Origin of the sequence: Microbaculum mangrovi (assembly GCF_051390635.1) — a bacterium.
GTDB lineage: Bacteria > Pseudomonadota > Alphaproteobacteria > Rhizobiales > Tepidamorphaceae > Microbaculum.
Genome location: NZ_JBPODT010000001.1, coordinates 518309 through 531332, shown reverse-complemented (window position 1 = coordinate 531332; position 13024 = coordinate 518309). Strand labels below are relative to the sequence as shown.

Below are 13024 nucleotides of genomic sequence, written 5' to 3'. Positions count from 1 at the left end.
TCAGGCGAAGCGGGCACGCGCGCCCTGCCGGGGGCGAGGCCGGATCATCTTGGACTCTTTTCGATCGAATAAATATTATCAACTGAAAAGCCGCCTTTCTTGCCATTTGGTGCCAATGGACGGTTGATCGATGTCGAACGACGAGTTCGCGCACAATCCCAGAACCTTGCTGCATATTGCTGCGGAACTCCGAAAGTGCGGCATCTCGCCCGTCGAGATTTTCAGGCGCGCAGGCCTCTCGCCAGCGAGGCTTCTGGACGGGGATCGTTGGATTCCGCGGGCCCTCTGCTTTGCGCTCAGTCAGGAGGTCGCCGCGGTTTCCGGCGATCCGTTCTTCGCTTCGAGGATAGGCAAATCGTTCCAACTCGCCGAATTCGGCGTCTGGGGCCAGACCATCGAAGGTGCGGAAACCGTCGCCGACGCCTTCTCCGTTGCGATCAAGGGCGTGGGGCTTTTGCACCGGGGCTCGAACCTCCAGGTGCTGGTTTCTCGCGATGAGGCGCAACTCAGGTTCGCCTATCGCGGACGCCTTGAGGCCGATCCGCGCCAACACCTGATGGGAACGCTCGCTGTTCTCCGAAAAATCGCGCTTCTGGCGAACGTGCCCGAAGCGGTCGGGGTGCATTTCTCGATACCGTACTCGATCGGGGCGGATTGCCTCGAGGAAACGCATGGGGAGCGTCTGACGTTCGGCTGCGACACCGATGCCATCGTCGTCGATCGGGAATTGCTCGGCATGCGCCTCGACGTCCCGGCCGAGCCGAATGGTCGGGGGGCGGACGAGCCCCCGGAAACCGCCGAACAGGTGGGGGCGCTCATCCGAAAGCTTCTGCCATACGAGCGCGCCAATCTCCCGACCGTTGCGGCTAAGCTGAATGTCAGCAAGCGGACCCTGCAGAGAAGACTGCGGAACTGGGGGTTTGCTTTCGAGGAAATCCTCGATGACACGCGCCGAACAGAGGCCTTGAAACTCGTCCGCTCTCGTGAGCACAGCGCGATCGAGATCGCATTCCTGCTCGGCTACTCGGATGCGGCGCACTTTACCCGGGCGTTCCGCCGATGGACCGGAATGGCGCCGCGAGAGTATTCCCGCGTCGTGACACGATCCCTGTCGTAGCGAGGGTCGGGGCCTCCGATAACTCGGATGCCGCGTTGGCCCATAACGCGCACCCGGCAGGGCCCGCGCTTGCCGCCCGCCCCCGGGTTGCACGATCGCCGCGCAGATGCTTGCCCCGCCCGCGATAATCGTCGAGACTTCGCGCTCCGGGGCCTTCAAGTTCGGTCGCAATGTCGTCGTCCTCACCGCCACTGCGCGTACCGTTCTTCTATGGCTGGGTGGTCGTCGCCGTCGCCTTCGTGACGATGGCGATTTCGGTCAACGCCCGCACGGCATTCTCGCTGCTGTATCCGCCGATCCTCGACGAGTTCGGCTGGCAGCGCGGCGAGACGGCGGGCGCCTTTACAATCGGCTTTCTGGCCGCGACCGGGTTCGCCCCGCTGTTCGGCGTGTTGATGGACCGGGCCGGACCGCGCGTCGTCATCCCGGTGGGGGCGACGATCGTGGCCGCCGGCTTCGTCGCGGCGACGTGGATCGCGACGCCGGTCATGCTCTATCTCAGCCTCGGGCTTATGGTGGTCGGGGCCTCGGTCGGCATGAGCTATATCGGCCACTCGATGTTCCTGCCCAACTGGTTCGTGCGCAGACGGGGCCTCGCGATCGGCATCGCCTTTGCCGGCGTCGGCGTGGGGGCGATCGTGTTGCTGCCGTTGACGCAGGGCTACATCGAAACGGCGGGTTGGCGCGCGGCCTGCCTGGCGATCGCCATCGCGATCGCCGTCGTCATCATTCCACTGAACGCATTGTTGCAGCGCCGCGCCCCCGGCGATGTCGGGCTCGAGCCGGATGGCGGCGCGCAGCGGCTCAAGGACGGGACCACCGCGAAACCCGTCGACACCGTGGTGGATCGGGCCTGGGCCGAGACCGAATGGACCCTGCCCAAGGCACTCGCCACGGGGCGGTTCTGGTGGATCTCGGCGGGCTATTTCGCCGGCCTGTTCGCCTGGTATTCGGTGCAGGTGCATCAGACCCGCTATCTGCTGGACATCGGCTTCGGGGCGACCGAGGCGGCCTTCGCGCTCGGCCTTGTCGGCCTGTTCGGCATCGGCGGGCAGATCGGCGTCGGCGCGCTGTCGGACCGGATCGGGCGGGAGTGGGGCTGGACGATCGCCTGTCTCGGCTTCGCCGTGTCCTACGTCGCGCTGATCGCGCTCGGCGAGAGCCCGACGCACTGGCTCGTCTACGTGATGGTCGCGGGGCAGGGGCTCGCGGGCTACGGGCTGGCGTCCCTGTTCGGCGCGGTGCCGGCGGAGATCTTCGCCGGCAGGCGGTTCGCCACGATCTTCTCGGTGATGACCGTGTGCGGAAACATCGGCGCGGGCGTCGGCCCGTGGATCACCGGGGTGATCTACGATGCCACCGGGTCCTACAACCCGGCCTTCCTGCTGTGCCTGGCGATGAGCCTGGTCTCGGCCGCCTGCATCTGGGCGGCCGCCCCGCGCCGGGTCCGCCTCGTCGCCGGTCAGGCAGCCAGGCGCGCGCGGATCGCTGAATCCACCGCCTAGCCGCGCTCACCGAGGCCATCTTCGTTCATCGCTAGGGCCTATGGGCGTTTTGTCGCCTTAAGCCACGGAAGGCTGCGTGGTAGCGTCCGGCCATGCTCACCGTCCTCGCCGATCGCACCTACCGCCACCTCTTCGCCGCCCAGGTCATCGCCCTCATCGGCACCGGCCTGCTCACGGTCGCGCTGGCGCTGCTCGCCTACGATCTGGCGGGCGAGGAGGCCGGGGCGGTGCTGGGGACGGCGCTGGCCATCAAGATGATCGCCTATGTCGGCGTCTCGCCGATCGTCGGTGCCTATGCCAGCCGGCTGCCGCGGCGCGCCTTTCTGGTCGCGATGAGCCTGGCGCGCGCTGGCGTGGCGTTGCTGCTGCCCTTCGTTTCCGAGATCTGGCACATCTATGTGCTGATCTTCTTCCTCCAGTCGGCGTCCGCGGCCTTCACACCGACCTTCCAGGCGACCATTCCCGACGTTCTGCCGGCGGAGAAGGACTATACGCGGGCGCTGTCGCTGTCGCGCCTCGCCTATGACCTGGAAAACCTGCTGAGCCCGATGCTCGCGGCCGTGCTTCTGACCGTGATCGACTTTCACTGGCTGTTCGGCGGAACGGTCTTCGGGTTCCTCGCCGCGGCGGTGCTGGTGATCTCGGTGCGGCTGCCGCAGCCGCTTCCGACGGACAGCGGCAAGGGACTCTACGACACCATCACGCGCGGCATCCGGATCTATCTCGCGACGCCGCGGCTGCGCGGGCTTCTCGCCCTCAACCTGTCGGCGGCGGCCGCCGGCGCCATGGTGATCGTCAACACGGTCGTGCTGGTGCGCGGCTGGCTGGGCCGCACGGACGACGACGTGGCATTGGCGATGGCGTGTTTCGGCGGCGGCTCGATGATTGCGGCCCTGGCCTTGCCGAGGGTGCTCGACCGGACGCCGGACCGGGCGGTGATGGTGCCGGCGGCGGTGTTTCTGGGCGCGCTCCTGCTCGGGTTCGCGTGGATCATTACGACGGTCGATACCGGCATGTGGCCGGTTCTTCTGGCGGTCTGGGCGGTGGCCGGGCTCGCCTATTCCGCGGTCCTGACGCCGACGGGGCGCCTTTTGCGCCGCTCGGCGCAGCCCGCCGATCGGCCCGCGGTGTTCGCCGCCCAGTTCGCGCTGTCGCATGCCTGCTGGCTCGTGACCTATCCGATCGCCGGCTGGCTGGGCGTGATTGCCGGCGCGCCCGTCACCCTGACCGTACTCGGCGTCCTGACGCTTCTCGGCGCCGGTCTTTCGGTCGTGCTATGGCCGGCGCACGACCCCGACGAGATCGAGCACACGCATGCCGAGCTCGATCCGGATCATCCGCATCTGCGCGAATATCAGGGAAGCGGGCGCCGCCACGCGCATCTCTACGTGATCGACGATCTGCACACGTCCTGGCCGGTTACGCGCTGACGTCCGGGCGCATGGCGCGTCTTATTTTTTGCCATACGCGTTGGCGGCGCGCCGGGCCTCAACTCGCGACCTTTTCGACCTTCAGAATCCGCCCGGAGGGATCGACGAAGAAGATCTGGATCAGCGGACGATCGCCCGGTCCGCCGACGGTCATGATCCGCGTCACCACGCGGCTGTCGCCGCAGCCCTTGGGATTCGGGCCGATAATGATGGTGACGGGAATCGTGAACGTCTCGACGGTCTGGCCGGCCGGCGCGCCGCGCCGGGCGGACAGGGCCGCCTGACAGGTGTCGCGTGCCACATAGTTCGCGGTCAGCTGGATGGCCCCGCCGTAGGGACCGGTGCGGCGGGCGTAGCTGCCAGGCCCCTGCGCCAGGGCAAGGTCGGGAAGCACGAGGGCCAGGGCGAGCGCCGCGAGTGCGAAATATTTCATGGATCCTCTCCTCGTAACAACAGCGTGTCAGACAGTTTGCGGTCAGGAATCCGGCTTCAGCTATAGGGCGCCGACAGGGCGACGCAAGTCGATGCAGTGGGCAGATCCGAGCAAATAAAACCCTTTTGCGAGTTGAAGCTTTCCGCCGGTCGATGTCTAATAAGTGTAGTCGGCGAATTTGAAGCAAAACTATTTTGGCGTTGGAGCGACCCCACTAAGGGAGGAGATCACCATGAAGCGCCACCTTGTCTTCAGCGCGTTGATCGCATTGGGTTTTGCCGTTCCGGCAACGGCCCAGATCATCCCTTCCGAAGAGTCCCTATCCGGTCTCTATCCCGGAAAAGCCTACTCTCCCTACGCGGAGCGCAGCTTTCCGGATCAGGTTTTCTGGGGCGATACGCACCTGCACACCCGGCTGTCCGCGGATGCGGGGCTGTTCGGCAATATCCTCGGACTGGACGAGGCCTACCGGTTCGCCCGCGGCGAACAGGTGACGGCCTCCTCGGGCCAGCCGGCGAAACTGTCGCGACCGCTCGACTGGCTGGTGATCGCCGATCATTCCGACGCGATGGGCTTTGCCGAGGACCTCGCCGAGGGCGCGCCGAATATTCTCGCCTACGACAAGGGCAAGGAGTGGTACGAGGCCCTGCAGACCGGTGGACAGACCGCCGCCGCGGCCGCGATCGACCTGATCACCAATTTTTCGCAGGGAACCATGCCGGAAGGCATGCTCGATCACTACTCGCCCGGCGCGAAGACCTATGCGTCCGTCTGGGAGCGGGTGGTGGATGCCGCCGAGCGCTACAACGAGCCGGGCCGGTTCACGACGATCATCGGCTTCGAGTGGACGTCACTGGTGGCCGGCAACAACCTGCACCGCAACGTACTGCTGCGCGACAATGCCAATCGCGCGCTACAGGTCGTGCCCATGGTCACGCAGCCGCCGGTCGGCTCGACCGACCCGCTGGAGCTTTACAAGTGGCTCGAGACCTACGAGGAGAATACTGGGGGATCGGCGCTGGCGATCGCTCATAACGGCAACCTGTCGAACGGCCTGATGTTCCCGGTCGACGCCCAGTACACCGGCCGGGCCATCGACGCGGCCTATGTCGAGGCGCGCGGCAAGTGGGAGCCGCTCTACGAATGGACCCAGATCAAGGGCGATGGCGAGGCGCACCCGTTCCTGTCGCCCGACGACACCTTCGCCGACTACGAGACCTGGGATGTCGGCAACCTCGACCTGACCCAGGCCAAGACCCAGGACATGCTTCAGTTCGAGTATGCCCGCGAGGCACTGAAGAACGGCCTGGCGCTGAAGCAGACGCTCGGGACCAATCCCTACAAGTTCGGGGCGGTCGGCTCGACCGATGCCCATACATCGCTGACCGCGATCGAGGAGGACAACTTCTTCGGCAAGGCGACCAACGTGGAGCCGTCGCCGCAGCGCATGGGGCATGCCTTCATCGAGACCGACCTTGGCGTCTACGAGGACTATCAGCTCGTCGCCTCGGGCTATACCGGGGTGTGGGCGACGGAGAATACGCGCACCGCGATCTGGGATGCGATGGCGCGCAAGGAGGTCTACGCGACGACGGGACCGCGCATGATCGTGCGCTTCTTCGGCGGGTGGAACTTCGAGGACGCCGACATGAACAGCCGCCAGCCGGCCTTCCGCGGCTACGAGAAGGGCGTGCCGATGGGCGAGGACCTTCGCCCGCGCGACGGCGATGGCGCCCCGACGTTCATGGTCTATGCGCTGCGCGACCCGATCGGCGCCAATCTCGACCGCATCCAGATCGTCAAGGGCTGGATCGACGCCGACGGCGAAACCCACGAGCGGGTCTATGACGTCGCCTGGTCGCCGGGGCGCGAGCCCGACGCGAACGGCGTATTGCCGGCGGTGGGCAACACGGTCGATATCGCGGCGGCGAACTGGACCAACACGATCGGCGCGTCCGAACTGGGAACGGTGTGGACCGACCCCGATTTCGATCCGGCGCAATCGGCCTTCTACTACGCGCGGGTTCTCGAGATCCCGACGCCGCGCTGGGTGGTCTACGATGCGTTCCGCTTCGGGGTAGAGATCCCCGAGGGGGCCGAAACGACCGGTCAGGAGCGAGCCTACACCTCGCCGATCTGGTACACTCCGTAGGACCGGCTTCGCCGAGGGGACAGTTTCGCGAGGGGGCATGAGCGGTCTCGACATCTTTGCCTGGATCGTGCTGGGCGTGCTGTTGATCGCGGCACTCGTGATCTGGTTCGTGCTGGCCATGCTGCCCGGTCGGATCGCGCGGGCGCGCCAGCATCCGCAGGCCGATGCGGTGAACGTGGCCGGCTGGCTGGGGGCGTTGTTCGGCGGCATCTTCTGGCCGCTGGCCCTCGTTTGGGCGTTCTACAGGTCCGAGCCGGCGCAGGTCGGCGGCACGCCGGAAGCCGACAAGGCGGTAGTGGCTGAGCCGCCAGCAGACAGTACGTCGGCAGGCATGACTGCGGCGGCCAAGCCGCCAGCAGGCAAGACTGCGGCGGAAAAGTCATCGGCGGGCAAGACATCGGCAGGCAAGACAGCGGCACGAAAGAAAGCGGCGGGTAAGCCGCCAACGGGCAAGACGGCGGAGGCCGACCAATGATCGCCTTTCTCACGCTCGTCTATGTCGCGCTGCTTGCCATTCTGGTGAAGCTGAAGGTCCTGCCGAACAAGCCCGGCACCTGGCTTTCGACGATCGTCTGGATCGTTCTGCTGTTCGTCGTCCTGTTCATTCCCATGCAATGGGGGGCGCCGGCCGGCCCGGCGCGGACGATGACCTACTCGGTGCAGATCATCCCGAACGTGAGCGGCGTGGTGACGGAGGTGCCGGTGGAGCCGAACGTGCCGCTCAAGCAAGGGGACGTGCTGTTCCAGCTCGATCCGACGGTCTTTCAGGCCACCGCCGACGCGAAACGGGCGCAACTGTCGTTCCAGACCTTGCGGTTGCAGCAATACCGCCAGCTTGCCTCCCGCGATGCGGGCACGCGGTTCCAGGTCGAGCAGACCCAGACCGAGGTCGATCTGCTCAGGGCCGAATTGCAGGCGGCGGAATGGAATCTCGACGAAACGACGGTCCGCGCGCCGTCCGACGGCTACGTGACATTTCTGGCGCTGCGTCCCGGACAGAGGGTCACCAGCGCGCCGTTCCAGCCGGCCATGGTGTTCATCGACACCACGACGAAGCGCGTCGTGACGCAGATCAACCAGATATACCTTCGGCACGTGAAGGTCGGGCAGCCGGTCGAGATCGCGTTCAAGACGCTGCCGGGCGAGATCGTCACCGGCACGGTCGACGCGATCATCGAGGTGGCCTCGCAGGGCCAGGCCGTCATCGGCGGAACGATCCCGACACCCACGCAGGTTTCGGCCGAGCCGTTCTATGTCCGTATCGCCTTCGACGATCCCGAGGCGCTGGCGCGGTTGCGGCCCGGCGCGGTCGGTACGGCGGCGATCTACACCGATAGCGCCAACGCCACCCATGTCATCCGCAAGGTGATGCTGCGGATGCAGGCGATCCTGAACTACCTGAATCCGGTGCTTTAGCGGCCGGGCGGTCGGCTCATCCGAATCCGGCGACGCGCTTCGCCGTCTCGGGATCGAGGAAGCCGCGAACCGTCGCCTCCGTCTCCGCCTTCAGGGCCTGACGCAGGCCGGCGCCGTCCGGGCGGGCGAGGCTGCGGCGCAGGTCGCGGACGGGCCCGGCGGGCAGGGCCGCGATCCGTCTCGCCAGGTCCAACGCGCGCGGCATCAGCTGGTCGTCCGGCACGACGTCGCGCAGCATGCCCCAGTCCTTCGCCTGGGTCGCGTCGAACTTCTCGCCGAACAGGATCATTTCGCGCGCCTTCTGCAGGCCGACCATGCGCGGCAGGATGTCGGTGATGCCGCCGGTGACGAAGACGCCCCAGGATATCTCCGGGAAGAAGAAGCGCGTGCCCTCCGCGGCAACGGCGAAATCGCAGTTGATAACCCATTCGAGGCCGCCGCCGACGGCCCAGCCGCGGATCGCGCCGATGACGGGCGTGTTTCCGAGCACCATCGCGCGTGTCACATCCTGGATGCGCTCGATATAGGCGGTGGTGCCGGGCACGTCGGAGACCTGGGCGTCGAAGTCCTTGAGGTCGTCGCCGGAGCAGAAGGCGCGGCCCTCGCCGGTCAGCACGATGGCGCGGATGGCCTCGTCGGCGTCGGCAGCGGTGACCGCCTCGACCAGATCGTCGAGCAAGTCCGGCACGATGGCGTTGAGGCGGTCCGGCCGGTTAAGCGATATCCGGCGAACGCCGTCGCCGATATCTTCGGCGAGCACGGTGCCGTTCGCGGTGGCGAGGCTCATGGCGTGTCCTTTCGAATGACGCGGCGCGTCTTGCCCTCGGTGCGGGGCAGGGCATGGAAGGGAAGAAGGGCGACCCTGGCGGTGATGCCGAGCGCCTGCTTGATGCGCTGTTCGAGCGATAAGGCCAGCGCGGCCTCGATCGTGCCGCCGTCCGCGACCTCGGCTTCCACCGGCAGCACGTCGTAGGGACCGGGGCCATCGAGGACGATCCGGTATTCGCCCGACAGGTCGGCGAACTGGTTGATGACGGCTGCGACCTGGGTGGGGAAGGCGTTGATGCCGCGCACCACCACCATGTCATCTGACCGGCCGACGACGCGGAAGCGCGGCGCGGTGCGCCCGCAGGCGGCCGTGTCCGTTCCCGTCAGCACGACGATGTCGCCGGTGCGGAAGCGCACCAGCGGCTGGCACTGCCGGCTCACGTGGGTGAGCACCAGTTCGCCCCGCGTACCGTCGGCCCAGGGCAGGGAATCTCCGGTCGCCGGCTCCACAAGCTCGGGGTGGAGGATGTCGAGCGCCATGAAATGCAGGTCGGTGTCGCGCTCGGTCTGGCCGGCGAAATTGCAGAACACGTCGGAGACGCCGTAATTGGCGTTGCGTACCCTAAAGCCCCACGTCTTCTCCAGGCGGTCGCGGAAATCGGCGTTGTCGAGGCCGGCTTCGCCGCCGAACAGGCCGAGCTTGAGCCCGAGGTCGCGAGGCTTCAGCTCCGGGAAGTGCTCGGCGATCACCCGTTCGAGCACGGCCGGGTAGGAGGGCGTGCAGGAGATCGCGGTGATGCCTAGGTCGCGGATGGTGCGGATCAGCAGCTGCGTCTCGCCGACGCCGAAGGGGACGACGGTGGCGCCGGTCTCCTCCAGGGTGGTGTGGTCGGTGAAGCCGCCCATCCAGAGCCGGTAGTTCAGGCAGTGGACGACGCGGTGGCCCGGGCCGAGGCCGCTTGCCGCCTGCGCGCGGCCGCCGACCACGGCGGTTTCGTGCGCGTCGCGCCGGGACAGCGCCAGGTTCATCGCCGTGCCCGTCGTGCCGGAGGTGCGGTGGACCCGGGCGACCATCGTCTCGTCGCCGGCGAGGTAGTCGCCGAAGGGGGGATGATCGCGCTGGCTGGCGCGCAGCATCTCCTTGGTCGTGAACGGCAGGTCGGCCAGGCCGTCGAGCGATTTCGGCGGGAACGTCTTGCCCCAGGCACGCCGATGCAGCGGCGATTGCGCAGCGACGTAGTCGCGCTGGACTTCCCACAGCCGCTGGCGGTGAGCGGCGAGATCGGAGAGATCGGCGAAGTCCGCGCGGTCGACCAGCATTGATTTTCGCCTCAATTAGCGATAGTGATATCAGTATCATTTTTGATCGATGGAAGGCTGGAGTCAATGGCGGATATTTTGAGGGTTCCGGGATGAAAACGCCCTATGCCCCGGCCTATTCCAAGGGGGGCGCGGACGACGAGGCGATGCAGGACTTCACCGCGGTCCTGCTGGCCAGGGCGCAGGCCGAGGACCTGCGCAAGCCGGAGCGGACGCGGCTGAAGCTCCTGGCAAGCGTGGCGGCCGAGCTGCAGTCGGGCGTGGCGCGCAGTGCGCTGAAGGTCGCGGTCGTCACCGCCAACGCCGGCGTCGCGCACGGCACCTTCTATCGCTACTTCGCCGATATCCGGGCTGCGACCGAAGCGCTAATCGAGGCCTTCGCCGCGTTCGTGCGAGACCGGCTGGAAGGCGCGCGGGAGGGTGACCCGGGGTCGCGGGAACGGGTGCGCGGGGCGACGCTGATCTATACCCGGGTGTTCCGCGCCAACGCCCCGTTGATGCGCTGCCTGTTCGATCTGGGTGGCGAGGAAACCGCGGTCAGCAAATCGCTGCAGGAATTGAACTGGCAGTGGAACATGCGCATGGCCGCCTCGATCGCCAAGCGCCGGGCGGGCGGTTTCGGTGGGCGTGCGCAGCCCCCGGCCGAGCTGTTGCCTGTCGCCTATGCATTGGGCGGCATGATCGATGAATTCCTGACCCAGCTCTACCTGCGCAAGGACCCGGCGCTGGACGATTTCGCCGACGACGAGGCCGCCGTCGCCGACCTGCTGACCGAGCTCTGGTGCCTCGGGGCGTACGGGGAGATCAGGGCCTAGCGGGCGGCGGTGGCCCGCGCGCGGTTTTCCGCCGCGCAGCACTCGAGAAAGGCTTGGAGCAGGGGCTGTTTCTCGTGGCCCTTGCGGCTGATGACGACGATGTTGGCGTCATAGCTCAGCCGCTCCGAGAGCAGCCGCCGCAGGGCACCGCGCCGCTCGAACGGGTCGGCGAGATGATTGGGCAGAAACCCGACGAAGCCGCCGGTCAGGATCAGCGCCAGCGCCGCCTCCATCGTATTCGCCATGGCGCCGAACTCGTGCATCTCCAGCCGCTCCAGATCGGCGAGTTGCCAGTAGGACCGGCTGATCACGGGGGCGGCGCGGATCTCCTCGATGGTCACGGCCTCGGGCCTGTCAAAAAACGGATGGCCCTCGCCGCAATAGAAGCCCTGCGGCTCGTCGTAGAAGGGCTGGCGCGTCAGCGAGGCGATCGGGCTGGGGAATACGCCGATCGCGACGTCGAGCCCGTCGCGGGCCACTTCCATGCCCAGGCTCGGCGGATCGGAAATCGTCAGGTACGGCCGGATATCGGGACCCAGCGCGACGAAGCGCGACAGGGTCCTGACGATCGGCGAGGACTGGTCGCCGATCGTGCTGTCGACGATGCCGATGCGGATCTCGCCGGCGAGCTCGCCCTTGAGGGCGAGGGCTTCGGTACGGAACGCCTCGATGGAATGCAGCAGCCGTTCCGCCGCCTCGAAGATCCTGCGCCCCTCGCGGGTGAGCCGGAAGCCGGTGCGGCCGCGGTCGCACAGGCGGACGCCGAGACGCGCCTCCAGCGACTTCACGTGGTTGGAGATCGTCGACTGGCTGAGGTTCAGCACCGCCTGGGCCTGCGTGAAGCCGCCGGACCGGACGATGGTCATGAACACGCGCAGCAGGCGCAGATCGACATCGGCTATATTCACGCCCGTCTAGCCCAATGTAAGTGCAATCACATTTGTGAATTTGAAAGTAACATTTTTCAGACCGCTATGGATAGAGCACAGCCGTCTCATCAGTCTTTCCGCATAAGGAGAAACGCATGGGCGAAGCCACCACTACCAAGCAGCATCATCAGCCTCTGAGCGGCAACGACATGCCGCGGTTCTGCGGCGTCACCACGATGATGCGTCTGCCGCTGATCCCCGATCCGTCGGGCCTCGACGCCGGCTTCGTCGGCGTGCCGCTCGATATCGGTACGTCGAACCGGTCCGGAACCCGGTTCGGACCGCGGCAGATCCGCAACGAGAGCGTGATGGTTCGCCCCTATAATCTGGCCACACGGGCGGCACCCTTCGATTCCCTGTCGGTCGCGGACCTCGGTGACGTCGCGACCAACCCCTACAGCCTCGAACGCGCGGTCGGGAATATCGAGGCGCATTTCGACGGCATCGTCCAGGCCGGCTGCCGACCGCTGGCGATGGGCGGCGACCATACGCTGTCGCTGCCGATCCTCAGGGCGATGGCTAAGCGCTACGGGCCGGTCGCGTTCGTCCATGTGGATGCCCACGCCGACATGAACGATCTGATGTTCGGCGAGCGCATATCGCACGGCTCGCAGTTCCGCCGCGCCACCGAAGAGGGGCTTTTCGACAACCGCAGCGTGGTGCAGATCGGCCTGCGCGGCAGCGGCTATCACGCCGACGACCTCGACTGGGCGCGCAAACAGGGCTTCTGGGTGGTTCCCGCGGAGCGCTGCTGGCACCGCTCGCTGGAGCCGCTGATGGAGGAGATCCGCAAGCGGCTCGCCGGCAAGCCGGTCTACCTGTCCTTCGACATCGACAGCCTCGACCCCGCGTTCGGGCCCGGTACCGGCGCGGTCGAACCGGGCGGGCTCAGTCTCATCCAAGCGCTTGAGATCATTCGCGGTCTGCGCGGTCTCGACATCGTCGGGTGCGATCTCGTAGAGGTCGCGCCGATGTACGACACCTCCGGCAATACGGCGCTGATCGCGGCCAACCTCCTGTTCGAGATGCTGTGCGTCCTGCCCGGCGTCGAGTACCGCGAGGCGCCGGCCCCTTCCACGTTCCGCTCCGACCTTCCGGAGGAGTGGACCTGACCGTTTCCAAACCGCATCCATAACAAC

General features: G+C 66.7%; 12 protein-coding genes. 8 read left to right on the top strand and 4 right to left on the bottom strand.

Annotated elements, in window-relative coordinates; genetic code table 11:
* Nucleotides 1-130: 130 nt before the first annotated feature.
* From ACSF9G_RS02530 to ACSF9G_RS02520, 3 genes are all read left to right on the top strand, one after another.
* Nucleotides 131-1117, top strand: coding sequence for an AraC family transcriptional regulator (locus ACSF9G_RS02530; RefSeq protein WP_436637970.1), 987 nt, complete (start codon nt 131-133; stop codon nt 1115-1117).
* Nucleotides 1118-1287: 170 nt separating this feature from the next.
* A complete protein-coding gene (locus tag ACSF9G_RS02525) occupies nt 1288-2622 on the top strand; it encodes an MFS transporter (RefSeq protein ID WP_436637968.1) in 1335 nt (444 codons plus the stop codon).
* 92 nt (nt 2623-2714) lie between these two features.
* A complete protein-coding gene (locus ACSF9G_RS02520) occupies nt 2715-4052 on the top strand; it encodes an MFS transporter (RefSeq protein WP_436637966.1) in 1338 nt (445 codons plus the stop codon).
* Nucleotides 4053-4110: 58 nt separating this feature from the next.
* On the opposite strand, the gene ACSF9G_RS02515 is transcribed toward ACSF9G_RS02520, so the two are convergent.
* Nucleotides 4111-4485, bottom strand: coding sequence for a hypothetical protein (locus ACSF9G_RS02515; protein WP_436637964.1), 375 nt, complete (start codon nt 4483-4485; stop codon nt 4111-4113).
* Nucleotides 4486-4717: 232 nt separating this feature from the next.
* On the opposite strand from ACSF9G_RS02515, the gene ACSF9G_RS02510 reads away from it, so the two are divergent.
* Genes ACSF9G_RS02510 through ACSF9G_RS02500 form a run of 3 tightly spaced genes read left to right on the top strand, consistent with a single transcriptional unit; the run spans nt 4718 to nt 8053 of the window.
* Complete coding sequence (locus tag ACSF9G_RS02510; protein WP_436637962.1) at nt 4718-6637, top strand: DUF3604 domain-containing protein; 1920 nt, start codon at nt 4718-4720, stop codon at nt 6635-6637.
* Between the two features lie 37 nt (nt 6638-6674).
* Nucleotides 6675-7112 carry a DUF3302 domain-containing protein gene (locus ACSF9G_RS02505; protein WP_436637960.1) on the top strand — a complete coding sequence of 146 codons (438 nt, stop codon included), beginning with the start codon at nt 6675-6677 and terminating at the stop codon, nt 7110-7112.
* On the top strand, nt 7109-8053 hold the full coding sequence (locus ACSF9G_RS02500; protein WP_436637958.1) for an HlyD family secretion protein: 945 nt from the start codon (nt 7109-7111) through the stop codon (nt 8051-8053). The genes ACSF9G_RS02505 and ACSF9G_RS02500 overlap by 4 nt, the downstream gene beginning before the upstream one ends.
* 16 nt (nt 8054-8069) lie before the next feature.
* Here the strand turns inward: ACSF9G_RS02500 and ACSF9G_RS02495 are convergent, their stop codons facing one another.
* Complete coding sequence (locus ACSF9G_RS02495) at nt 8070-8840, bottom strand: enoyl-CoA hydratase/isomerase family protein (protein ID WP_436637956.1); 771 nt, start codon at nt 8838-8840, stop codon at nt 8070-8072.
* On the bottom strand, nt 8837-10141 hold the full coding sequence (locus tag ACSF9G_RS02490) for a phenylacetate--CoA ligase family protein (RefSeq protein ID WP_436637954.1): 1305 nt from the start codon (nt 10139-10141) through the stop codon (nt 8837-8839). The genes ACSF9G_RS02495 and ACSF9G_RS02490 overlap by 4 nt, the downstream gene beginning before the upstream one ends.
* Before the next feature lie 92 nt (nt 10142-10233).
* On the opposite strand from ACSF9G_RS02490, the gene ACSF9G_RS02485 reads away from it, so the two are divergent.
* Entirely contained in the window at nt 10234-10956 is a 723-nt protein-coding gene (locus tag ACSF9G_RS02485; RefSeq protein ID WP_436637952.1) for a TetR/AcrR family transcriptional regulator, read from the top strand.
* Here ACSF9G_RS02485 and ACSF9G_RS02480 read toward each other — a convergent pair.
* A complete protein-coding gene (locus ACSF9G_RS02480; RefSeq protein WP_436637950.1) occupies nt 10953-11864 on the bottom strand; it encodes a LysR family transcriptional regulator in 912 nt (303 codons plus the stop codon). The genes ACSF9G_RS02485 and ACSF9G_RS02480 overlap by 4 nt on opposite strands.
* Before the next feature lie 116 nt (nt 11865-11980).
* Between ACSF9G_RS02480 and speB the strand changes: the two genes are divergently transcribed.
* Nucleotides 11981-12997 carry an agmatinase gene (gene speB, locus ACSF9G_RS02475; RefSeq protein WP_436637948.1) on the top strand — a complete coding sequence of 339 codons (1017 nt, stop codon included), beginning with the start codon at nt 11981-11983 and terminating at the stop codon, nt 12995-12997.
* Nucleotides 12998-13024 lie beyond the last annotated feature (27 nt).